23 protein-coding genes are annotated in these 21,743 nt (G+C 66.1%); 13 read left to right on the top strand and 10 right to left on the bottom strand.

Going from position 1 to position 21,743, the window contains the following annotated elements; translation table 11 throughout:
* Positions 1 to 212 precede the first annotated feature (212 nt).
* The 3 genes from lpdA to AC1DVA_RS13720 all read left to right on the top strand — a co-directional run bounded on the left by lpdA (position 213) and on the right by AC1DVA_RS13720 (position 2,420).
* Entirely contained in the window at positions 213 to 1,613 is a 1,401-nt protein-coding gene (lpdA, locus tag AC1DVA_RS13730; protein ID WP_476806205.1) for a dihydrolipoyl dehydrogenase, read from the top strand.
* Positions 1,614 to 1,779: 166 nt separating this feature from the next.
* Positions 1,780 to 2,076: a nucleotidyltransferase family protein gene (locus tag AC1DVA_RS13725; RefSeq protein WP_476806204.1), complete on the top strand. Its 297-nt coding sequence runs from the start codon at positions 1,780 to 1,782 to the stop codon at positions 2,074 to 2,076.
* Positions 2,076 to 2,420, top strand: coding sequence for a HepT-like ribonuclease domain-containing protein (locus AC1DVA_RS13720; RefSeq protein WP_265049994.1), 345 nt, complete (start codon positions 2,076 to 2,078; stop codon positions 2,418 to 2,420). Before AC1DVA_RS13725 ends, AC1DVA_RS13720 begins: the two co-directional genes overlap by 1 nt.
* Before the next feature lie 2 nt (positions 2,421 to 2,422).
* On the opposite strand, the gene folD is transcribed toward AC1DVA_RS13720, so the two are convergent.
* Positions 2,423 to 3,283 carry a bifunctional methylenetetrahydrofolate dehydrogenase/methenyltetrahydrofolate cyclohydrolase FolD gene (gene folD, locus AC1DVA_RS13715; RefSeq protein ID WP_476806203.1) on the bottom strand — a complete coding sequence of 287 codons (861 nt, stop codon included), beginning with the start codon at positions 3,281 to 3,283 and terminating at the stop codon, positions 2,423 to 2,425.
* 212 nt (positions 3,284 to 3,495) lie between these two features.
* Between folD and AC1DVA_RS13710 the strand changes: the two genes are divergently transcribed.
* The 5 genes from AC1DVA_RS13710 (at position 3,496) to AC1DVA_RS13690 (ending at position 8,570) form a co-directional block, all read left to right on the top strand.
* Complete coding sequence (locus tag AC1DVA_RS13710) at positions 3,496 to 4,803, top strand: cytosine deaminase (RefSeq protein WP_476806229.1); 1,308 nt, start codon at positions 3,496 to 3,498, stop codon at positions 4,801 to 4,803.
* Positions 4,800 to 6,224 (top strand): FAD-binding oxidoreductase, encoded by a 1,425-nt coding sequence (locus AC1DVA_RS13705; protein WP_476806202.1) that lies wholly within the window; start codon positions 4,800 to 4,802, stop codon positions 6,222 to 6,224. The genes AC1DVA_RS13710 and AC1DVA_RS13705 overlap by 4 nt, the downstream gene beginning before the upstream one ends.
* 161 nt (positions 6,225 to 6,385) lie before the next feature.
* Positions 6,386 to 6,967, top strand: a complete 582-nt coding sequence (locus AC1DVA_RS13700; RefSeq protein WP_476806201.1) for an NAD(P)H-dependent oxidoreductase — start codon at positions 6,386 to 6,388, stop codon at positions 6,965 to 6,967.
* A 102-nt stretch (positions 6,968 to 7,069) separates the two neighbouring features.
* A complete protein-coding gene (locus tag AC1DVA_RS13695; RefSeq protein ID WP_265049989.1) occupies positions 7,070 to 7,552 on the top strand; it encodes a MarR family winged helix-turn-helix transcriptional regulator in 483 nt (160 codons plus the stop codon).
* A 142-nt stretch (positions 7,553 to 7,694) separates the two neighbouring features.
* Positions 7,695 to 8,570, top strand: a complete 876-nt coding sequence (locus tag AC1DVA_RS13690) for a DMT family transporter (RefSeq protein ID WP_265049988.1) — start codon at positions 7,695 to 7,697, stop codon at positions 8,568 to 8,570.
* A 192-nt stretch (positions 8,571 to 8,762) separates the two neighbouring features.
* Here AC1DVA_RS13690 and AC1DVA_RS13685 read toward each other — a convergent pair whose 3' ends face one another.
* The 3 genes from AC1DVA_RS13685 to AC1DVA_RS13675 form a co-directional block, all read right to left on the bottom strand.
* On the bottom strand, positions 8,763 to 10,727 hold the full coding sequence (locus AC1DVA_RS13685; protein ID WP_476806200.1) for a potassium transporter Kup: 1,965 nt from the start codon (positions 10,725 to 10,727) through the stop codon (positions 8,763 to 8,765).
* Positions 10,728 to 10,805: 78 nt separating this feature from the next.
* Positions 10,806 to 12,080, bottom strand: coding sequence for a flavodoxin-dependent (E)-4-hydroxy-3-methylbut-2-enyl-diphosphate synthase (gene ispG, locus AC1DVA_RS13680; protein WP_265049986.1), 1,275 nt, complete (start codon positions 12,078 to 12,080; stop codon positions 10,806 to 10,808).
* A 13-nt stretch (positions 12,081 to 12,093) separates the two neighbouring features.
* Positions 12,094 to 12,633 carry a Fur family transcriptional regulator gene (locus tag AC1DVA_RS13675; protein ID WP_265049985.1) on the bottom strand — a complete coding sequence of 180 codons (540 nt, stop codon included), beginning with the start codon at positions 12,631 to 12,633 and terminating at the stop codon, positions 12,094 to 12,096.
* A 113-nt stretch (positions 12,634 to 12,746) separates the two neighbouring features.
* Between AC1DVA_RS13675 and AC1DVA_RS13670 the strand changes: the two genes are divergently transcribed.
* From AC1DVA_RS13670 to AC1DVA_RS13660, 3 genes are all read left to right on the top strand, one after another.
* The gene (locus tag AC1DVA_RS13670) at positions 12,747 to 13,532 is read left to right on the top strand and encodes a 3-hydroxybutyrate dehydrogenase (RefSeq protein ID WP_476806199.1); all 786 of its coding nucleotides are present in this window, start codon (positions 12,747 to 12,749) and stop codon (positions 13,530 to 13,532) included.
* Positions 13,529 to 14,599 (top strand): patatin-like phospholipase family protein, encoded by a 1,071-nt coding sequence (locus AC1DVA_RS13665; protein WP_476806198.1) that lies wholly within the window; start codon positions 13,529 to 13,531, stop codon positions 14,597 to 14,599. The genes AC1DVA_RS13670 and AC1DVA_RS13665 overlap by 4 nt, the downstream gene beginning before the upstream one ends.
* Positions 14,600 to 14,724: 125 nt before the next feature.
* Positions 14,725 to 15,141 (top strand): DUF3830 family protein, encoded by a 417-nt coding sequence (locus AC1DVA_RS13660; RefSeq protein ID WP_047578809.1) that lies wholly within the window; start codon positions 14,725 to 14,727, stop codon positions 15,139 to 15,141.
* A 61-nt stretch (positions 15,142 to 15,202) separates the two neighbouring features.
* On the opposite strand, the gene ybaL is transcribed toward AC1DVA_RS13660, so the two are convergent.
* From ybaL to AC1DVA_RS13645, 3 genes are all read right to left on the bottom strand, one after another.
* Positions 15,203 to 17,074 (bottom strand): YbaL family putative K(+) efflux transporter, encoded by a 1,872-nt coding sequence (gene ybaL, locus AC1DVA_RS13655; RefSeq protein ID WP_476806197.1) that lies wholly within the window; start codon positions 17,072 to 17,074, stop codon positions 15,203 to 15,205.
* A 209-nt stretch (positions 17,075 to 17,283) separates the two neighbouring features.
* Complete coding sequence (locus tag AC1DVA_RS13650; protein WP_476806196.1) at positions 17,284 to 17,604, bottom strand: polyhydroxyalkanoic acid system family protein; 321 nt, start codon at positions 17,602 to 17,604, stop codon at positions 17,284 to 17,286.
* Positions 17,605 to 17,776: 172 nt separating this feature from the next.
* Positions 17,777 to 17,986: a hypothetical protein gene (locus tag AC1DVA_RS13645; protein WP_476806195.1), complete on the bottom strand. Its 210-nt coding sequence runs from the start codon at positions 17,984 to 17,986 to the stop codon at positions 17,777 to 17,779.
* Positions 17,987 to 18,163: 177 nt separating this feature from the next.
* Between AC1DVA_RS13645 and AC1DVA_RS13640 the strand changes: the two genes are divergently transcribed.
* Positions 18,164 to 18,826 carry a hypothetical protein gene (locus tag AC1DVA_RS13640; RefSeq protein WP_265049979.1) on the top strand — a complete coding sequence of 221 codons (663 nt, stop codon included), beginning with the start codon at positions 18,164 to 18,166 and terminating at the stop codon, positions 18,824 to 18,826.
* Between the two features lie 102 nt (positions 18,827 to 18,928).
* Here the strand turns inward: AC1DVA_RS13640 and AC1DVA_RS13635 are convergent, their stop codons facing one another.
* Positions 18,929 to 19,228, bottom strand: a complete 300-nt coding sequence (locus AC1DVA_RS13635; RefSeq protein ID WP_476806194.1) for a hypothetical protein — start codon at positions 19,226 to 19,228, stop codon at positions 18,929 to 18,931.
* Between the two features lie 43 nt (positions 19,229 to 19,271).
* On the opposite strand from AC1DVA_RS13635, the gene AC1DVA_RS13630 reads away from it, so the two are divergent.
* Entirely contained in the window at positions 19,272 to 19,793 is a 522-nt protein-coding gene (locus AC1DVA_RS13630) for a DUF4156 domain-containing protein (protein WP_476806193.1), read from the top strand.
* A 21-nt stretch (positions 19,794 to 19,814) separates the two neighbouring features.
* On the opposite strand, the gene iolB is transcribed toward AC1DVA_RS13630, so the two are convergent.
* Both iolB and iolE read right to left on the bottom strand, forming a co-directional pair.
* Positions 19,815 to 20,657: a 5-deoxy-glucuronate isomerase gene (iolB, locus tag AC1DVA_RS13625; protein ID WP_476806192.1), complete on the bottom strand. Its 843-nt coding sequence runs from the start codon at positions 20,655 to 20,657 to the stop codon at positions 19,815 to 19,817.
* A 196-nt stretch (positions 20,658 to 20,853) separates the two neighbouring features.
* The gene (gene iolE / locus AC1DVA_RS13620; RefSeq protein WP_476806191.1) at positions 20,854 to 21,738 is read right to left on the bottom strand and encodes a myo-inosose-2 dehydratase; all 885 of its coding nucleotides are present in this window, start codon (positions 21,736 to 21,738) and stop codon (positions 20,854 to 20,856) included.
* Positions 21,739 to 21,743: the final 5 nt, after the last annotated feature.

Raw genomic sequence — 21,743 nt, 5'->3', positions numbered from 1 at the left:
CCCTCCAGCGGGCTGATCTGCAATGTTCAGCGAATGGCGTTTCATCCTTTTCTTGTGATCCGGCAGTAAGCGCCGCTGTCTGAGTCGCGGCAAGCGCCGCGGCATGCCGTCAACGCATGAATGACGTAGCGCTTGCCGCAGAACCGATGTATGCCGACCGCCATCCGCCGCGGCGTCGTCCGCGGCCTCGAAACCATCAACGGAAGGGCGTCATGGCCTACGATCTCGTCGTTATCGGAACCGGCCCCGGGGGCTATGTCTGCGCCATCCGGGCAGCCCAGCTCGGGCTGAAGGTCGCCGTCGTCGAGAAGCGTAAGACGCATGGCGGCACCTGCCTGAACGTCGGCTGCATTCCCTCCAAGGCGCTGCTGCATGCCTCCGAGATGTTCGAGGAAGCCGGCCACACCTTCGAAAAGCTCGGCATCGTCGTCGGCAAGCCGAAGCTCGATCTCAAGGCCATGATGGCGCACAAGCAGGAAACCATCGACGCCAACGTCAACGGCGTCGGCTTCCTGCTCAAGAAGAACAAGATCGACGCCTTCCACGGCACGGCCGCGATCCCGGCCGCCGGCAAGGTCGTCGTCACCGCCGAGGACGGCAAGACGCAGGAACTCGAGACCAAGAACATCGTCATCGCGACGGGCTCCGAATCCGCGCCGCTGCCGGGCGTCGAGATCGACGAGAAGACCGTGGTGACCTCGACCGGCGCGCTCGAGATCGGCGCCGTGCCCAAGGAGCTCGTCGTGGTCGGCGCCGGCGTGATCGGCCTCGAGATCGGCTCGGTCTGGGCTCGTCTCGGCGCCAAGGTCACCGTCGTCGAATATCTCGATCGCATCCTGCCCGGCATGGATGGCGAGATCGCCAAGCAGTTCCAGCGCATCCTGGAGAAGCAGGGCTTCACCTTCCAGCTGGGATCCAAGGTGACCAAGGTCGAGACGGCCAAGAAGGGCGGCGCGACCGTCACCGTCGAGCCCGCCGCCGGTGGTGAGGCCAAGACGCTCAATGCCGATATCGTGCTGGTCGCGATCGGCCGCCGCCCGAATACGGAGGGCCTCGGCCTCGACAAGGCGGGCGTCGCCACCGAGAAGGGCCGCGTCGTCATCGACGACCATTTCAAGACCAATGTCGCCGGCATCTATGCCATCGGCGACGTGGTGCGCGGGCCGATGCTGGCGCACAAGGCAGAGGACGAGGGCGTCGCGGTGGCCGAGATCATCGCCGGCAAGGCGGGCCATGTGAACTACGACGCCATTCCGGGCATCGTCTACACCGCGCCGGAAGTCGCCGCGATCGGCAAGACCGAGGAAGAGCTCAAGGCCGCCGGCGTCGAATACAAGATCGGCAAGTTCCCCTTCACGGCCAACGGCCGCGCCCGGGCCATCCGCCATACCGACGGTTTCGTGAAGGTGCTGGCCGATGCCAAGACCGACCGCGTGCTCGGCTGCCACATCATCGGCCCGCATGCCGGCGACCTGATCGCCGAGGTGACCGTGCTGATGGAGTTCGGTGGCTCGGCCGAAGACCTCGCCCGCACCTGCCACGCGCATCCGACGTTGGCCGAGGCGGTCAAGGAGGCGGCGATGGCGGTGGAGAAGCGCCAGATCCATATGTGATCGGAACCGTCTGCGTCATTCTCGGGCGAAGCTTGGCTTCGACCCGAGAATCTCGTGACGAGAGAATTCTGGTTTCCGAGATGGTCGGCTCAGGGCCGACCATCTCGGCTGGGGGAATAGCCTCCGGTCCTTTGGTTCATTGCCGATCTGATATAGGATCGGCGTCATGACCCGTGACGAAGCTACCGCCGAGTTGATCTGCCGTGCCAAGGTCTTGCGCGATCGTGGCGCACAGGCGGCCTTTGTCTATGGATCGACCGCTCGCGACGAGGCGAGAGAGAACAGCGACATCGATATTTTCATCGATGTCGAGCCCGGCCGGAAGTTCTCGCTGCTCGATCTCGCGGGGATGCAGCGCTACCTGACGGAAGAGCTCGGCGTCACGATCGACCTGACGACACGATCGAGCCTGCATCCGAAGCTGCGGGACCAGATCGAGAGCGAGGCCGTCCGGGTCTTCTGATGGCAAGACGCGTCGATGTCGTCCTCGAAGACATTCTCGATGCTATCGGGATGATCGAGGACGCCGCTTCAAGCCATGATCGCGCGAGCTTTGCCAAGGCTGGATTTGCGCAGCGCGGCATCGAACGGTTGCTGGAGATCATCTCGGAAGCTGTTCGCCATCTCCCCGATGATCTGCTCGCCTCAAGGCCCGAGATCGCTTGGGCTGACGTTCGGGCCATCGGCAACCTGATCCGACACGAATATTGGCGCGTCGACCCCGATATCGTCTGGGCCGTGGTGGCGGAGGATCTGCCGCCACTGCGCGCTGCGATCGAAGACCTTCTCGTCCGATCGCGCGGTTGACTTCACCCCCGCCGCGCCTTGAACGCCGTCAGCGTATTGCGGAGCAGGCAGGCGATGGTCATCGGGCCGACGCCCCCCGGCACGGGCGTAATTGCGCCGGCCACTTTCACGGCCTCGGCAAAATCCACATCGCCGGTGAGCTTGCCGTCGGGCAGGCGGTTGATGCCGACATCGATGACGGTGGCGCCGGCCTTGATCCAGTCTCCCTTGACCATGCGCGGGCGGCCGACGGCGGCGATGACGATATCGGCTCGCCGGACCACGGCGGCTAAGTCGCGCGTGCGTGAATGGGCGATAGTGACGGTGCAGTCGGCCTGAAGCAGCAATTGCGCAACCGGCCGGCCGACCAGTTCCGAGCGCCCGATGACGACCGCATCCAGTCCGGACAGCGAGGGCAGCGCCTGCTTCAGCAGCAGCATGCTGCCGAGCGGCGTGCAGGGCACGAGCCTGTTCTTGCCGCCGGCAAGCAGACCGGCATTGATCGGGTGCAGCCCGTCGACATCCTTGGCCGGATCGATCGCGTCGATGATGCGGCCGGTGTCGATATGCCTCGGCAGGGGGAGCTGGACCAGGATGCCGTCGACATTGTCGTCGGCATTCAGTTCGGCGAGCTTGGCGAGAAGCTCGGCTTCGGTCGTCTCGGCCGGCAGCCGATGGGCGACCGAGTTCATGCCGATCTCGACCGCCAGCTTCTCCTTGGAGGCGACATAGACCTTGCTCGCTGGGTCCTCGCCGACGAGCACGACATGCAGCCCCGGCACGAGCCCACGCGCAGCCTTGATCACGGCGACCTCGCGGGCGATCTCGGCCCTGAGCGCGGCGGCGGCGGCCTTGCCGTCGATGATGCGGGCTTCACCGGTCATGGTCCGACCTCGTCCTTATGGGTGACGCCGCCCTCATGCGCGATCCGGCCGGCCCGGACAAGCCCGAATGCGATGGCGACATGGCCACGGGTGCCATGTGGCAGGGGAGGGGCGTCCGTCGCGGCTTGCGGGCTTACGGGCCGCCCGGTATCGACGAACCAAGACGCGAGGCTGGAAGGGGCAGGGACAACGTGACGACCGGTTTCGCCCGCATGCCCGATGCCCCGGCCTTCCGCCTTGCCGAGCTCCGCGCTCCTGCCTGCCTGATCGAGGGCGGCGAGGTTGCGGCTGACCGCAACGGGCTGGCGCGCATCGATCTCGTCATTGCCGAGGGCCGGATCGAAAGGATCGAGCCGGCCGGCATGGTGGCTGCGGGGGCGATGCCGGCCGTCGATCTCGACGGCGGGATCGTTCTGCCGCGGCTGGTCGATTGTCACGTTCATCTCGACAAGGGCCATATCTGGCCGCGCAGCCCCAATCGGGATGGCACCTTTCCGGGTGCGCTGACGACGGTCGCAGCCGACCGCGAGGCGAACTGGTCCGCCGAGGATGTGCGGGCGCGGATGGATTTCTCGCTACGCACCGCCTTCGCGCATGGCACGGCGGCGATGCGGACCCATATCGATTCCGTCGGCAAGCAGATCGGCATCTCCTGGCCTGCCTATGCCGAGATCAGGGCGGAATGGGCCGGGCGTATCGCGCTGCAGGCCTCGCCGCTGTTCGGGGCCGATGCGGCGCTCGATCCGGCGCATATGGCGGCGGTGATCGCGGCGGTGAAGGCGCATGGCGACGGCATCCTCGGCTGCGTCACCTACATGATCCCGGAGCTCGACCGGGCGCTCGACATCCTCTTTCAGGCGGCGATCGAGAACGGCTTCGATCTCGACTTTCATGTCGACGAGACCAACGATCCCGCGGCCCGCTCGCTGGAGCACATCGCGGATGCGGCGCTGCGCCATCGCTTTTCAGGCAAGATCCTGTGCGGGCATTGCTGCTCGCTCGCTTTGCAGGCGCCGGAGGACGAGGCGCGGATCATCGCCAAGGTTCGCGAGGCCGGCATCGCCGTGGTCTCGCTGCCGCTCTGCAACATGTATCTGCAGGACAGGGGGGTGGGCCGCACACCGCGCTGGCGTGGCGTCACCGCCCTACATGAGCTGAAGGCGGCCGGTGTGCCGGTGATGATCGCATCCGACAACACGCGCGACCCGTTCTATGCCTATGGCGATCTCGACCTCGTCGAGGTGCTGCGCGAGGGCACGCGCATCCTCCAGCTCGATCATTCTGGCCCGGACTGGGCTGCGGCCGTGGCGCGCACACCGGCGGAAGCGATGGGCCTGCGTGGCGCCGGCGTCATCGCGGTGGGAGCGCCGGCCGATCTCATCCTGACGCGGGCGCGCGACTGGACGGAACTCTTCTCCCGGCCGCAGGCCGATCGCACGGTGCTGGTCGCCGGACGACCGATCGACCGGACCTTGCCGGATTACCGCGAACTCGACCATCTGATGGGCAGAGCATCATGACCGGACGTTACGACATCGCCACGCTGAAGACCCGCCTCGGTGGCATCCGCACCGAGGAGAACCCGGCGCTGGTGAAGCAGAAGAGCCGCGACTTCTTCTGGTACTCGCCGGTGCTGAAGCGCCAGCTCGACCATATCGTCGCCGATATCGTGGTCTCGCCGGTGAGCGAGGCAGAGGTCGTGCAAGTGCTCGCCGCCTGCCACGAGCTCGGTATCCCCGTCACGCCGCGTGGTACGGGCACCGGCAATTACGGGCAGGCGATGCCGCTGTCGGGCGGCGTGCTGCTCGACCTCTCCGGCTTCAACAAGGTCAGGGAAATCGGTGCCGGCCGCTATGTCGCCGAGCCCGGCGCGATCATGGCGCGGATCGATGACGAGACGCGTGCCCACTCGCGCCAGGAACTGCGCCTGCATCCCTCGACCTACCAGACCGCCTCGATCGGCGGCTTCATCGCCGGCGGCTCGGGCGGCGTCGGTTCGATCAAATGGGGTGGCCTGCGCGACTGGGGCAACATCATCCGGCTCAAGGTCGCGACGATGGAGGCAAGCCCTCGCATCCTCGAATTCTCCGGCGAGGATCTGCACAAGGTCGCCCATGCCTATGGCACCAACGGCATCATCACCGAGGTCGAGATGCCGCTCGGCCCGGCCTATGACTGGGTCGACGTCATCGTCGGTTTCGACAGCCTGCGCGCCGCCACCGAATTCGCCAATGCGGTGGGCGAGCAGGACGGGCTCGCGCTCAAGAACCTCTGCGTCGTCGCCGCGCCCGCGCCGCACGACTATTTCCTGCGGCATCGCAAGTTCCTGCCGCGCGACAGCCATCTCGTCATCGTCATGGCCGCCGATTTCGCGGTGGATGCGCTCTGCGCCTATGCTCGGCGCTTCAAGGGCGCGGAGCTGCTGTTGCGCACCGACAAGCTGTCGCCCGAAGATGCCAAGGGCCTGCCGCCGGCTTACGAGCTCGGCTGGAACCACACGACGCTGCGGGCGCTGCGTGTYGACCCCGCGATCACCTATCTGCAGGTGCTCTATCCCTTCCCGAACCAGATCGACCTCGTCGACAAGATCCATGCCCGCTTCGGCGACGAGGTGGTCGCCCATCTCGAATTCGTGCGCTTCGACGGCAAGATCACCTGCTTCGGCCTGCCGCTGGTGCGCTTCACCACGGAAGAGCGGCTGGAGGAGATCATCGCCGTTCATGAGGAGATGGGCGCGCCGATCTTCAACCCGCATCGGTACACGCTGGAGGAAGGCGGCATGAAGCAGACCGACGAGACGCAGCTCGCCTTCAAGCGCGAGGCCGATCCGCAGGGCCTGCTCAACCCCGGCAAGATGATCGCCTGGGAGGACCCGAGCTACGATTATCGCTCGGGCAAGACCTTCCTGTTCCGCAGTCTCACTGAGGCCGGAGTCGGCTAGAACGCTTGCGAACGGGCCGCTCGGTCATCCCGGGCTTGACCCGGGACTCATCGAAGGACACCGGAACTCTATGATGGATCCCGGATCGGCGCCGCAGACGCGGCTTGTCCGGGATGACGTTGTGGTTCCGTCAAAAACAGCCCGCACTCGGAGCCTCAGCAATGCGCGTGCTCGTCCTCTATGCCCATCCCGTTCCCGAGAGCTTCGGTGCCGCGGCCCACGAGACGGTGGTCGCAACACTGAGGCAGGCCGGGCACGAGGTCGATGATTGCGATCTCTATGCCGAGAGCTTCGACCCGGTGCTGAGCCGGGAGGAGCGGCGCGGCTATCACGACATCGCCAGCAACACATTGCCGGTTGCCGGCTATGTTGAACGCGTGCGGGCCGCCGACGCGCTGGTGCTGTGCTTCCCCGTCTGGAACTTCGGCTATCCGGCGATCCTGAAGGGTTTCCTCGACAGGGTCTTCCTGCCGGGAGTCTCGTTCAGGATGGCCGATGGGAAAGCGCAGCCGGCGCTACACAATATCCGCCGGCTTGCGGCCGTCACGAGCTATGGCGGCTCACGCTGGCGCGCCTTGCTGATGGGCGATCCGCCGCGCAAGGCGGTCTGCCGCGCGCTGCGTGCGGTCTGTCACCCGCTGGCCCGCACGACCTATCTGGCGCATTATGACATGAATCTCTCGACGCCCGAGAGCCGGGACGCTTTCCTGCAAAAAGTCGCCGCGAAACTCACAGTCTTTTAGCTCTGACATTGCATTGTCATCCGTCTGTCATGTTCGCGCGCGAATACGCAGCCGGCGAAGCGTCTCCTTATCCGTCCAAGGATCGGCCCGAAGGATCGACCCATGACCAAGGCACTCGAGAAAAGCGTTGGCCGTGCCCTGCTCGTCACCGCGCGTCTGCATCGATCGCGGATGGGCGAGCGGCTGAACGGGCTCGGACTGTTCCCCGGGCAGGAGCAGGCGCTGAAAGCCCTGCAGCCGGCGCCGATGACGATGGGCGAGCTTGCCTCGCTGCTGCGCGTGAAGCCGCCGACGGTGTCGAAGACGATCGGGCGCCTCTCGCTCCAGGGCCTCGTGACGCGCGAGGGCGGCAATCGCGACGGCCGGCTGGTCCAGGTCGCCTTGACGGAAACCGGGCAGAAGACCGCCGCGGAACTCGACGCGGTCTGGAACGACGTCGAGGAAGAGCTTCTCGACAAGCTCGACGGCAAGGAACGCAAGCAGTTGCGCAAGCTGCTGCGCAAGGCCGCCAAGGGCCTTTCCCGGGCCGGCGCCGATCATGACGATCCCGACACCGATCTCGACGAGGCCGATAGCGACGCCTGATCTGCGCATGGAGCGCATGCGCTCCTGAGCTGGCGGAGGCCTCTAAATCGGTTCAATCTGGCTTCGTCATTCCTCCAGAGCATGGCGAAACCACGTGCCCCTGCCATCCCAGGCTCCGTCCGACGCGGGGCGAGCGCGCCTCATGGCCATCGGCCTGATGGGCGTCGCCGTCCTGCTGTTCTCGATGCTCGATGCGAGCGCGAAATGGCTGGGGCAGTCGATGAACCCGCTGCAGGTGGTGTTCGCGCGCTATGCCGGCAGCATGATCCTGGTGCTCGCGCTCATCAATCCGTGGTCGCATCCGGGCGTGCTGCGGACGAAGCGTCCCTGGCTGCAATGGGGGCGCTCGCTGCTGCTGCTCGGCTCGACGGCGCTCAATTTCGTGGCGCTGCGCTATCTCCAGCTCGCCGAGACGATCTCGATCATGTTCGCGGCGCCGCTGCTGGTGGCGCTGGTCTCCGGGCCGCTGCTCGGGGAATGGCCGGGACCGCGCCGGCTGGCGGCGATCGCCGTCGGCTTCATCGGCGTGCTGGTGGTGACGCGGCCGGGCATCGGCGGCATGCATCCGGCGGCGCTGCTCAGCGTGCTCGGCTGCTTCTGCTTCGCCTTCTACGCGCTGTCGACGCGCATGCTCTCGGGCCATGATTCATCGGAAACGACGATGATCTATTCCGGCGCCGCCGGAACGCTCGCCACCATCCCGCTGCTGCCCTGGATCTGGGAGACGCCGCAGGGCCTGCTGCCCTGGCTTCTGATGATCCTTGTCGGCGTGCTCGGCGGCTTCGGCCACTGGCTCCTGATCCTCGCGCACAGGCTGGCGCCGGCGACCGTGCTCGCGCCTTTCATCTACTCGCAGATCGTCTGGATGGTGCTGCTCGGCTGGTTCGTCTTCGGCCAGCTGCCGGACGGCTGGACCTTCGCCGGCGCCGGCATCGTCATCGCCTCCGGGCTCTACCTGCTCTATCGCGAGCGGGTGCGGCATGTGCCGGAAGAGGCGGCCTCGGCGCGGCTGGACTAGAGACTGTAGGGCTCGACAGGAATCGCGCTGTCTTTCCGGGGCGGCCTGCAAGGGCCGAGCCCGGGACCCAGAACCGACGTCTGATATCGCATGAGCTTACGGGCTCGGGGAGCTCTTCCGAACAAGCTCCGCCGGTTCTGGGTTCCGGGCTCAAGCGCTGCGCGCTTGCTCCGGAATGACAGCCGCGTTTGCTCAGACCGTGACCTGCGTGCCGACCTCGACGACGCGGCCGGTCGGGATCTGGAAAAAGTTCGTCGCGTCGGTCGCGCTCTTGGTCAGGCCGATGAAGAGATTGTCCTGCCAGATCGGCATTCCCGACTGGGGAGAGGGCTTGATCGAGCGGCGCGACAGGAAGAACGAGGTCGACATGATGTCGAACTTGAAGCCCTGCTTGCGCAGCATCGCCAGCCCCTTGGGCACGTTCGGGCTCTCCATGTAGCCGTAGACCATGTCGACCCGCCAGAAGTCGTCGGTGATGCGGGCGAGGCGCACGCGCTCCTCCTCGAGGACGCGCGGCGTGTCGGCCGAGCGCACGGTCAGCACGACGTTGCGCTCGTGCAGCACCTTGTTGTGCTTGAGGTTGTGCAGCAGCGAGGCCGGGGCGGTCTCCGGGTCGCTGGTCAGGAAGACGGCCATGCCCTTCACCCGGGCGGGCGGGCTCTTCGACAGCATGGTGACGAGCTCGAGCAGCGGCACGTCGGTCTTGCGGGTCTTGTCGAAGAGGATCTTGGTGCCGCGCATCCAGGTCCACATCACCAGCGTCAGCCCCATGGCGAGCAGCACCGGCACGTAGCCGCCGTGGAAGAGCTTCAGCATGTTGGCCGAGAAGAAAGATACGTCGACCAGCAGGAAGGGCAGGATGAGCGCGGCGGTGGCCGGCAGGCTCCAGCCCCAGTGGCGGCGGATGACGATGGCGGCGAGCAGGGAAGAGACCACCATCGTGCCGAAGACCGAGATGCCATAGGCGTGCGACAGGCTCGACGATGTCCGGAACGACCAGACCAGGATCAGAACGACGACGAGCAGCAGCAGGTTGACGCGGGGCACATAGATCTGGCCCGAGGTTTGCTCAGAGGTGTGGCGGATCTCCATGCGCGGCAGCAGGCCGAGCTGGATCGCCTGTCGCGTCAGCGAGAAGGCGCCGGTGATGACGGACTGGCTGGCGATGATGGTCGCCACCGTCGCCATCACGACGAAGGGCAGCAGCAGGCCCTCCGGAGCGAGCCGGTAGAACGGATTGTCGATGGCGCTGGGGTCGGAGAGGATGAGCGCGCCCTGGCCGAGATAGTTCAGCCACAATGCCGGGAAGACGATATAGAGCCAGGCGCCGCGGATCGGGCCGCGCCCGAAATGGCCCATATCGGCGTAAAGCGCCTCGGCGCCCGTCACCGCCAGACAGACCGAGCCGAGGACGGCCAGCGCCACGCCGGCGTGGTCGCGGAAGAACAGTAGCGCGTAATAGGGGTTGATCGAGCGGAACACGCTGAGGTCGTCGGCGATGTGATAGATGCCGAGCCCGGCCAGCGTCAGGAACCAGACCAGCATGATCGGGCCGAAGAAGGTCGCGACGCGCTGGGTGCCGTGGCTCTGGACCACGAAGAGGCCGATCAGGATCACCGAGGCGATCCAAAGGATGTAGTCGTTGAGCGCCGGCGTGATCAGCTTGACGCCCTCGATCGCCGAAAGCACCGAGATCGCCGGGGTAATGACGGTGTCGCCGTAGAACAGGCCCGCGCCGATCATGCCGAGCAGCAGGGCCATGTGGCTGCGCGCCCGGCCGAGGCTGCGCTGGGCGAGCGCGACGAGGGTCAGGATGCCGCCCTCGCCGTTATTGTCGGCCCGCATCAGCAGCACGACGTATTTCAGCGTCACCACAATGACGAGCGACCACAGGATCAGCGAGAGGACGCCGATGACGACCGTGGGCGGAATGACGACGTTCTCCGCGCCGCCGGTCGCCGCGAGCAGTGTTTCGCGCAGGGCGTAGAGCGGGCTCGTGCCGATGTCGCCATAGACGACGCCGAGCGCACCGAGCGCAAGCGCGGTATAGCCCGATTTGCCGTGACCGTGCCCGCCGGCATGGCCGTGGCCATCGTCGAGCCCGAAACGGGAATCCTCCGGCCGGACGGTCGCAGGATTCTGCTTCTCATGCCCCATAAGGGATCTCCGCGCGTGCTGCGGTGCAGCGAAAGGCCGGGGCCTCTAGCATAATGCGAGGGGCACGCAAAGGCAGGGTCAGCCAGCCGCGCCGAGACCGGCGCCGAAGCGCCGCTCGACATAGCTCGCAACCATCGTCTTGAACTCGTCCGCGATTCCAGTGCCGCGCAGGGTCGTGACCTTCTTGCCGTCGACGAAGACAGGGGCGGTCGGCGCCTCGCCTGTGCCCGGCAGCGAGATGCCGATATCGGCATGCTTGGACTCGCCGGGTCCGTTGACGATGCAGCCCATCACCGCGACGTTGAGGTTCTCGACGCCGGGATAGCGCGTCTTCCATTCGGGCATCGAGGTGGAGATCCAGTCCTGGATGTCGCGCGCCAGCTCCTGGAACACGGTCGAGGTCGTGCGGCCGCAGCCGGGGCAGGCGGCGACGAGCGGCACGAAGGCGCGGAAGCCCATGGTCTGGAGCAGTTCCTGCGCCGTCCTGACCTCGAGCGTGCGGTCCCCGCCCGGTTCCGGCGTCAGCGAATAGCGGATGGTGTCGCCGATGCCTTCCTGCAGGAGGATGCCGAGCGCGGCGGAGGAGGCGACGATGCCCTTCGAGCCCATGCCGGCCTCGGTGAGGCCGAGATGGATGGCGTAGTTCGCCCGGCTCGCGAGCATGCGGTAGACCGTGATCAGGTCCTGCACGCCCGAGACCTTGGCCGAAAGGATGATGTATTCGCGGGCGAGGCCGAGCTCCTCGGCGCGCTCGGCCGAGAGCAGGGCCGATTGCACCATGGCCTCGCGCATGATGGCGCGGGCGTCGAGCGGGCGCGCGCTCACAGCATTCTCGTCCATCAGCGCGGTCAGCAGTTCCTGGTCGAGCGAGCCCCAGTTGGCGCCGATGCGGACAGGCTTGCGGTGCCTGATCGCCATCTCGATGATCTGCGAGAACTGCTTGTCCTTCTTGTCCTTGAAACCGACATTGCCGGGGTTGATGCGGTACTTCGCCAGCGCCTCGGCGCAGGCCGGATGATCGGCCAACAGCTTGTGGCCGATATAGTGGAAGTCCCCGACCAGCGGCACATCGATGCCGACGCGGTCCAGCCGCTCGCGGATCTTCGGCACGGCGGCTGCGGCCTCGTCGCGGTCGACCGTGATGCGCACCAGCTCCGAGCCCTGCCGGGCGAGCGCCGCGACCTGCGCCACCGTGGCGCTGATGTCGGCGGTGTCCGTATTGGTCATCGACTGCACGACGATCGGCGCGCCGCCGCCGACGGTGACGTTGCCGACCTTGACCGGTACGGTCAGCTGACGGGCGAGCGGCCCGGCGCGTTCCGGCGTCAGATAGGAAAAGGCGCGCTCATTCATGAGGGCTGCTCTATCACGAACCGGCGTTGCGGCAATGTTCGCAGCGGCCGACGATCTCGACCATCTGGTGCGAGGGGGAGAATTGCCGGGTTTCGGCGATGGCCGCCACCGCTTTCTTCATCGCGGGCGAAGAATCCTCGTCGACGCCGCCGCAGACCTCGCAGATCAGGAAGGCGACGACCTCATGCGCGCCATGGCCGTGCAGGCAGGCGACGTAGGCGTTCTTCGAGGACAGGCGGTGGACGAAGCCCTGCTCGACCAGGAAATCGAGCGCGCGATAGATCGAGATCGGCGCAAGCCGCCGCCCGCCTGCCGGCGAAATCCGGTCGGCGAGATCATAGGCTCCGACCGGGCGATGGTCGGCGTGGAGAGCTTCCAGCGCCTGCCGACGGATGGGAGTCAGGCGCAGGCCGCGCTCGCGGCAGATGCGCTCCGCCCGCGCCAGGGCCTCAGCCGCATGGCGGCGATGGTCCTCGGCGTGGCGGCATGGTCCGTCATGCGTGTGGTGCACATGATCGTGGTGGTCATGGGCTTCTGGCTGCATTTTCGTCATGTTGCGCTGCGAAGAGTCCTCGGGCAACGTGCGATGATATCCAATCGTTGCATTGCCTTGTTCGAACACGAACCTAAGCATTTTCTCCCCGATTGTCAGGAGCCTTGACGCTCATGTTCCTTAAAGATCGCACTGCCGCCATCACCGGCTCGACTTCCGGCATCGGGCTCGCCTATGCCCGCGCACTCGCCAAGGAGGGCGCCAACCTCGTCATCAACGGAATTATGCCAGCCGCCGATGCCGAGAAGCTGCGCGCCGATCTGGAGCAGGAATTCGGCATCAAGGTGGTGTTTTCGCCGGCCGATATGACGAAGCCCGCCGAGATCGCCGGTTTCATCGCCGAGGGCGAGAAGGCCTTCGGCGCCATCGACATCCTGATCAACAATGCCGGCATTCAGTTCGTCTCGCCGATCGACGAGTTCCCGATCCAGAAATGGGACCAGATCATCGCGATCAACCTGTCCTCGGCCTTCCACACGATCCGCGCCGCCCTGCCGAAGATGAAGGAAAAGGGCTGGGGCCGGATCATCAACACGGCTTCGGCGCATGCCTTCGTCGCCTCGCCGTTCAAATCGGCCTATGTCGCCGCCAAGCACGGCATTGCCGGGCTGACCAAGACCGTGGCGCTCGAGGTCGCGACCAATGGCATCACCGTCAATGCCATCGCGCCGGGCTATGTCTGGACGCCGCTGGTCGAGAAGCAGATCCCGGACACGATGAAGGCGCGCGGCCTGACCAAGGAGCAGGTCATCAACGACGTGCTGCTCGACGCCCAGCCGACCAAGGAGTTCGTCACGGTCGATCAGGTCGCGGCGCTCGCCGTCTTCCTGTGCACGGATTCGGCCAAGTCGATCACCGGGGCGACGCTGCCGATGGATGGCGGCTGGACCGCCGCATGAGCGGGCGCCCGTCCCGCAAGCCCGAGCTGGTCAAGGGGCTGGCCGGGCCGAAGGCGGAGAAGACGATCTCGCTGGCGCTGCAGGGCGGGGGCGCGCATGGCGCCTTCACCTGGGGCGTGCTCGACGTCATCCTGGAGGATGGGCGGCTCGGCATCGAGGCGCTGACCGGCACGAGCGCCGGCGCGATGAATGCCGTCGTGCTGGCCGAGGGCTGGGTCGACGGCGGCGCCGATGGCGCGCGGGCCAAGCTGGAGGCGTTCTGGCGGGCGATCAGCGTCGACGGCAAGTATGGCGGCTCCGAGCGCTCGCTGCTCGACACCATGCTCGGCGCCTGGGGCAGCAACGGCACACCGCCCGGCCTGCTCTTCCTGGAGATGTTCTCGAAGGTCGCCAGCCCCTATGACGTCAACCCGCTGAACATCAACCCGCTGCGCGGCGTCATCTCCGACCTGATCGACTTCGAGAAGGTGCGCTCCCACGATGCGGTGAAGCTCTTCATCGCCGCCACCAATGTCCGGACCGGCAAGATCGCCGTGTTCGAAGGCGGGGACCTGACCGCGGACCATGTGATGGCCTCGGCCTGCCTGCCGATGGTGTTCCAGGCGGTGGAGATCCATGGCGAGGCCTATTGGGACGGCGGCTATATGGGCAATCCCGCCCTGTTCCCGCTGTTTTACAAGGCGCATTGCGACGACATCCTGCTGGTGCAGATCAACCCGGTCCAGCGCAAGGAACTGCCGACCAAGGCCCGCGAGATTCAGGATCGCCTGAACGAGATCACCTTCAACGCCTCGACACTGCGCGAGCTGCGCGCGATCGATTTCGTCAACCGGCTGGTCGATGCCGGCAAGCTGCCACGCGACGAGTACAAGCGCGTGCTGATGCACCGGATCGACGGCGGCCCGCCGCTGGCGGAGCTGAGCTCCTCGTCGCGGATGAACGCCGAATGGTCCTTCCTGCTCAGGCTGCGCGACATGGGGCGCGCGGCGGCGAAGCGCTGGCTCAAGCGCAATTACGAGGCGATCGGCAAGGCGGGCACGCTCGATCTCAAGGACGCGATCACCTGAGGTCGAGGTAACGCGATCCTTCGCTTTCCGGCGCCTCTCTTGTTCCCCGAGCCACTCTTGCGCGAGGGCGCGGCGGAATGGCATTCACCGGATCCGGGACCCCATTGCAGAAAGACAGGGATTTCATGAGCAAGCTGATCGTCACTGCCGGGCCGTTCAAGTTCGACGCCAAGTTCGAGCTGGAGGCCGCCCCGAAGACCTGCGCCGCTTTCAAAAAGCAGATGCCGTTCATCAGCAAGATGGTGCATGTGCGCTGGAGTGGCGAAGGCGTCTGGATGCCGCTCGGCGATCTCGATTTCGGCGTCGGCTACGAGAACAACACGGCCTATCCGGCTCCCGGACACATCATCCTGTATCCGGGCGGCGTCAGCGAGACCGAAATCTTGTTGGCCTATGGCGGCGTGCAGTTCGCCAGCAAGGCTGGCGTGCTCTCCGGCAACCACTTCATCACCCTGACTTCAGGGCTGGAGAACCTCTACACGCTCGGCCGCAAGACGCTCTACGAAGGCGTGCAGGACGTCCGCTTCGACCTCGTCGACTGAGCCGGGTTCGGCGAAGCCGCTGACATCGAAAGGGCGGGGCGCATGGCGCCCCGCCCTTTTTTCAGGCCGCGGCCGACGGGTCGGCGGGCGAATCGTCCGACGCGGAGGCGCGGGGCTTCACAAGGTGGAGCCCGCCCGCTGCGTCCGGCCTGGCGTCTTCCGGCTTCGCCTCGGGCGGGGAGGCTTCCGGCTGAGCCGCTCCCGCGAGGTTCTGGCAGAGTCCGAGCATGGCGCGGGCGATCTCGGCCTCGCCCATGATCGTCAGCGTCGCGCCGCATTTGGTGAGATGGGCGACCTCGGCATCGGAATGGGCGCGGGCGACGATCGGAAGCGTCGGGTTCTCCGCCCGGGCCTGCTCGCAGACCTGGCCGGCCTCGAAGCTGCCGGGAATGGCGACGAAGAGGCGGATGGCGCGCCCGACCGCCGCGGCCGACAGCACCTCGGGATCGGCGGCATTGCCGACGAGCAGCTCCGCGCCGTCGCGCTTCGCCGTCGCGACTGCGTCGGGATTGTCCTCGATGACCAGCAGCTTCGAGCCCTGGGCCAGCAGCCCGGCGCCGAGCAGGCTGCCGACACGGCCGTAACCGACCACGACGATGTGATCCTTGAGGCTGGTCGGGGTGACATCGCGCTCAGGCGTCGCCTCCGGCTGGGCTTCGGAAGCAGTCGGCTCGGGCTCCGCCGTCTCGGCGGGGGCTGCTGCTGGCTTCGGCTTCGCCACCGGCGCCTCCGGAGCCAGGCGCTCGACGATCGCGAACATCACCGGGTTGAACAGGATGGAGAGGATCGCGCCGGCCAGGATCAGGTCGCGCCCCTGTGCCGGCAGGATGCCGAGCGCGCTGCCGAGCCCGGCGAGGATGAAGGAGAACTCGCCGATCTGGGCGAGCGAGGCCGAGATCGTCAGCGCAACCGCGTTCGAGCGGCCGAAGGCACGCACGATCATCCAGGCGGCGACGGATTTGCCGATCAGGATGATGGCGAGCGTGGCGATCAGGGGGCCGGGCGCCCGCAGGATGATGCCGGGGTCGAAGAGCATGCCGACCGAGACGAAGAACAGCACCGCGAAGGCGTCCCGCAGCGGCAGGGTCTCCTCGGCGGCGCGCTGCGAGAGCGGCGATTCCGACAGGATCATGCCGGCGAAGAAGGCGCCGAGCGCGAAGGACACGCCGAACAGGGTCGCGGCCAGATAAGCGACGCCGAGCGCCACGGCGAGCACGGCGAGGCGGAAGAGCTCGCGCGAGCCCGTATGCGCGACCCAATGCAGGACCCAGGGAATGACGCGCCGGCCGACGACGAGCATGAAGGCGAGGAAGCCGATCAGCTTGGCGAAGGTCAGGCCGAGCACGCCCCAGATGCCGAGGTCGAAGCGGGTCGCCAGCGGCGCGCTCGCGCCCGGCTGCGAGCCGCCATTGATGATCTCGGCCAGCACCGGCAGCAGCACCAGCGCGAGCACCATCGCCATGTCCTCGACGATCAGCCAGCCGACCGCGATGCGGCCACGCTCGGTCTGGACCAGCCGCCGCTCCTGCAGGGCGCGGAGCAGAACGACGGTCGATGCGGTCGACAGAGCCAGGCCGAAGACCGCACCCGAGAACCAGTTCCAGCCGAGCAGCGTCCCGAGTCCGAGCCCGAGCAGCGTCGCGATACCGATCTGGACTACGGCGCCCGGCACGGCGATCGCCTTCACCGAGAGCAGGTCCTTCAGGGAGAAATGCAGGCCGACGCCGAACATCAGCAGGATGACGCCGATCTCGGCGAGCTCGTTGGCGAGGTTCTGGTCGGCGACGAAGCCCGGCGTGAAGGGGCCGACCGCGACGCCGGCGACGAGATAGCCGACGAGGGGGGAAATCCGCAGTTTTTGGGCGACAGCCCCGAAGACGAAAGCAAGGCCGAGGCCCGCGACGATGATGGCGATCAGCGGGCCGTGATGCATGGGTCTCCCGAGTCCGAAACGTCAAGTAATCGAAAATGCTGGAACGCTTCGGAGCATGGGGTTTGAAGCCGTCGATTTCAACCTAAGGACGTACGTCTTTTAGGCCGGCGCTGCCGAATTTTTCCGCCCACGGCCGCGAGCCGCGGGCACGAATTATCAGAAGCCATCTCCGGAATGCGCGCCTGCTGGCGGGCGCAAGGGCGACGGGCTCAGGCCTTCGGTTTCTCCAGGAGGATCTGGCCCTGCTTCTGGACGCCGATCTTCAGCTTCTCGGCGAAGACGGCCAGCATCCAGGGCAGTGTGACCTCGACGCGGACCAGGCTGTCCTCGACTTCGATGCGGCCATGGACTGTCTGGCCGAGCGCGCCCACGCCGAAATGCAGGTTGTCGCCGTCCCAGCGCTCCTCGACGAGCTGCATCCTGACCATGCCGAGCTTGTCGCGAATGCGGTCTAGCCCGCTGCGCAGGCGATCGAGCGCACCCGCGCGGCCGAGGTCATGCGAGATGGTGATGGAGACGGGTTTGCCCATGGAACCTCATCGGAAAGCGGAGCCGAGCTGCGAAACCAGGCCCGGATATGACCAAGCCCAGACATGGCGACGGCGCCGGAGTTTTTCCAGCGCCGTCGAAAAGCCCGCCTGAAGGAGGGCATGATGATCGACGATGATGATGCGGAACGGAACCCGGCCTTCGGCCGGAGGCTCAATCGCGCTCGATGAGGCGCCTGTGCCCGGTCTGGGTGACGCGCCAGACGATCCCGTCCGACTCGACCAGCCCACGATCCTGCAAGGCAAGCAGCATCGTGTCGTCGAAGATGAAGTGCTGGGTCTGTTCTTCGATGCTCTCCAGCGCGATCCATTCGGGATCCGAGAGAACTGCAGGATGAGCGATCTGGAGGTGCTGAACGTGCATAAGCGTCTCCTTCTCGTTGAATGCCCCTGTTCCGCGATAGATCGCATCCAAACATGACCGGGTTATGGCCGAACAGGCGAAGAATGATGACCCAAGCGTTTTCGACCGTCGCGGGAACACAGGCCGGGAGTCTCTCGTTCATTGCTCATGCCCGCTTCCAGAAACGGAGAAACCGCCATGGCGATCACCAACAGATTCCCGCCCGATGTTCAGAACGCTGCCGACGAGATCCAGGACGAGGCCGAGACGACCGTGCGGTCGCTGCGCAGCAAGGCGGCCGATATGGCCGACAAGGCGAGCGAGACCGTGAAGGACGGCTATGAGCGAGCCAAGGAAGCCTGGGACGAGGCCGATCCGATGGAGGCGGTTCGAGAAGGCGGGGACACCGTCGTGCGCACCGTCGAGCGGCATCCGCTCGCGACGCTCGGCCTGGGTGCCGTGAGCATCGGGCTGATCGCCTGGGCGACGCTGCGCAGCCAGCCCTCCTCGCGCTGGGAGCGCTACGAGCCGGACTATGGCCGCATGCGTAGCTGGCTCAACGACTACGGCTCCGATGCTGCGGACGCCGGCAACCGTGCCCTGAAGGCTGGCAGCAGCTGGCTGAGCGCCCGCCGCGAGAGCGCGGACGATTATGCGGATCGCGCCAACGACTACGCGGCGCGGGCGCGCGACTATGCCGATATGGGCGGCCGCATGCTGGCGAAGCGCGCGGAGCGCGAGCCCATGGCCGTCATGGTCGGGCTGGGGCTTGCCGTTTATGTGATCGGCTCGCTTCTGACGTCGGCTTCGAGCGCGGCCAAGGAGCCGGCTCCGGCGCGGCGACGTGCTGCCAAGCGCTGAAGCAACCAGCTCTCCTAAGAAGAAGGGCCCTGCGGCATGCCGCAGGGCCCTTCTTTTCATTATCCTATGGGGAGACGCATCCTAATGGGATGCGCTCACCTATCACCACCAGTAGCCACGGCGTCCGTAATAGCCGCGGCCGTAATAGGAGCGGTTGTCGGCGGCAACGAGGGCGCCCCCGATGACACCGGCCGCGACGCCGGCTGCGACGGCATTGCCGGTTTCGTTCGAGGCGCGGCGGTTCTCGACATAGTTCGCCGAACGGCACTGCTGATAAGCACGGGTGCCCGGACGGAAGCCCTGGGCCTCACAGGTGACTTCAGCGTCGGCCATGGACTCCTGCGCGGTCTGGCAACCGGCAAGGAGCGCGGCCATGGCGCCAACAATCAAAATGCTACGCATCGTTTATCCTTTTTCAGCCTCCCATTGGCCTGTCGCGACTTAAATGCAGCCGCCATCGCAGGTCAAGAATGACGCGGGCTTTGCGTTAAAGTTCGTGCGGTCGAATTCATTCAATCCCGCAGCAATCAGTGCCTCAGGAAAGCAGCGGCGAACCTGCCGGGCGGCAAGACGCCGCTTCCATATCCCCGGACTTGCATTTATGGCGGAGCGGCTGAACATGGGGCACAAATCGATCAGGACAGCCCGAACCATGGCAATGCCGCGTTTCTTCATTCTTGTGCCGGCTTTGTTGCTGGGGGCCTGCGCCTATCACACCTCGCGCAGCAGCATCGTCGTGGTGACCGATGCGAAGGGGGTTGTGGAGAACTGCACCAAGCTTGGCGAGATCGACGGCAGGTCCGATCTGCATTCGGTGCTGCTGACGGATACGGCGCGCGATTCGATCATCACCCGCCTGAAGATCAAGGGCGCGGAGATGGGTGGAACCCATGTCTTCTCCACTGTCGCCGACATCAAGTGGAAGGGGCCGGAGACCTCCGGCACGGTCTACAAGTGCAATCCATGAGACGGATGCCGACTGAACTGCTCACGGGCGCCCAGGCCTGACCTCGGCGCCCGAAGGGCAGGTGGTTGAGCTCTTCAGCATCCACTCATGCTCGGCGGCGTTGTGGAACTTCCATGTCCGCTTCGGCCCGGCCATGACGTTGAGATAATAGAGATCGTAGCCATGGCAGGTGGCGCAGGGGTGATAGCCCTTCGGCACCAGCACGACGTCGCCATCCTCGATCGCCATCGCTTCGTCGAGGCTGCGGTCGTCGGTATAGACGCGCTGGAAGCCGAAGCCCTGCGGCGGGTTGAGGCGGTGGTAGTAGGTTTCTTCGAGGTATGACTCTTGCGGCAGCTCGTCCCGGTCGTGCTTGTGCGGCGGATAGCTTGACGTGTTGCCGGCGGGCGTGATGACCTCGACCACCAGCAGGGAATCCGCCGGCTCGCCTTCGGGCAGGATGTTGGTGACGTGGCGCGTGTTCGAGCCCTTGCCACGGATTTCCTGGCCGAGATCGCCGGGCTTGATGACGCGTACGGGTAAACCGCCTTTAAGCCCAGGCGCGCTGCAGATCGCGAGTTCGAGATCGGTGGTGGCGGTGACCGACCAATCGGAATCCTGCGGAATATAGACCGACCACGGCTTGCCCTCGAACGGCGTCATGCGCTCGCCGAGTTCGCCGAGCCCTTGCCCGCCGGCCGTGACCTCGCCCTTGCCGGTGACGAAGACGAGGCAGGTCTCGCGGTCGCCGGTCCTGGCCGAGACGGTTTCGCCCGGCTTCAGCCGGTGCAGATCGAAGCCGACATAGGTCCAGCCGGCGCTTTCCGGCGTGACATGGGTGACGCGGCCAAGGGAGCCGGAGGGGCGGATCTTGAGATGGGACATGGGTCGGTTCCTTGGCGATTGAGGCGTTGGCCGCAGGACCACGCCGTCATTCCGGGGCTTCGCGCAGCGAAGAGCCCGGAACCCATAACCGCTGCCTATACCGAACAGGGCGGCGCCGTTCCGGAAACGTCTTCACCAACTGCGGTTATGGGTTCCGGGCTCGCCCTGCGGGCGCCCCGGAATGACGGCGGCGGTGTTAAGCCAATCCGGCTTCCTTGATGAAGCGCGCCAGATTGGCATGGCCGAGCTTGGCATAGGTCGCCGGCTCGGCCTTCTTCGGATCCTGCTCCGCCTCGACCACGATCCAGCCGGAATAGCCCTGAAGCTCCCTGAGCACGCGGACATAGTCGATGAGGCCGTCGCCCGGCACGGTATAGACGCCGGCGAGCACGGATTCGAGGAAGGACCAGTCCTCGCGGTTGGAGCGCCACATCACGGCTTCGCGGATGTCCTTGCAGTGGACATGGTGGATGCGCGCCTTCCAGTGGCGGGCGATGCGGGCCGGGTCGCCGCCGCCCCAGGTGGCGTGGCCGGTGTCGAGCAGAAGGCCGACGGCCGGGCCGGTGACGCCCATGAAGCGATCGATCTCGGCCTCGGTCTGCACCACCGTGCCCATGTGATGGTGATAGACGAGCTGCAGGCCGTACTCGGCCTTCACCGCCTCGGCGAAACTGGTGTAGCGCGCGCCGAAATCGTCCCATTTCGCTTTTGGCAGGACCGGGCGCGCCGAAAGCGGCTTGGTGATGTCGGAATGGATCGCGTTCGACGTCTCCGCCGCGATCAGGACCGAGCAGCCCATGTCGCGCAGCAGCGTCGCGTGAGCCTTGACTGCCGCCATCTCGGTGGCGACGTCGCGGACGAGCAGCTCGGTCGAGTACCAGCCGGAGACGAGGGCATGGCCGTGAGCATCCAGGATCGGCTTCAGCTTGCCGGCCTCGCGCGGGAATTTGTTGCCGAGCTCCATGCCGGTGAAGCCGGCTTCGCGCGCCTCGTTCAGGCAGGTTTCGAGCGGGATGTCGCCGCCGATCTCCAGCATGTCGTCATTCGACCAGCCGATGGGGTTCGCGCCGATGCGGATCATGTCTT

This window comes from Allobosea sp. P4_C6, from assembly GCF_056402015.1.
Note: the sequence above shows the minus strand (reverse complement) of the source record. Positions and strands in the feature narration are given on the sequence as shown.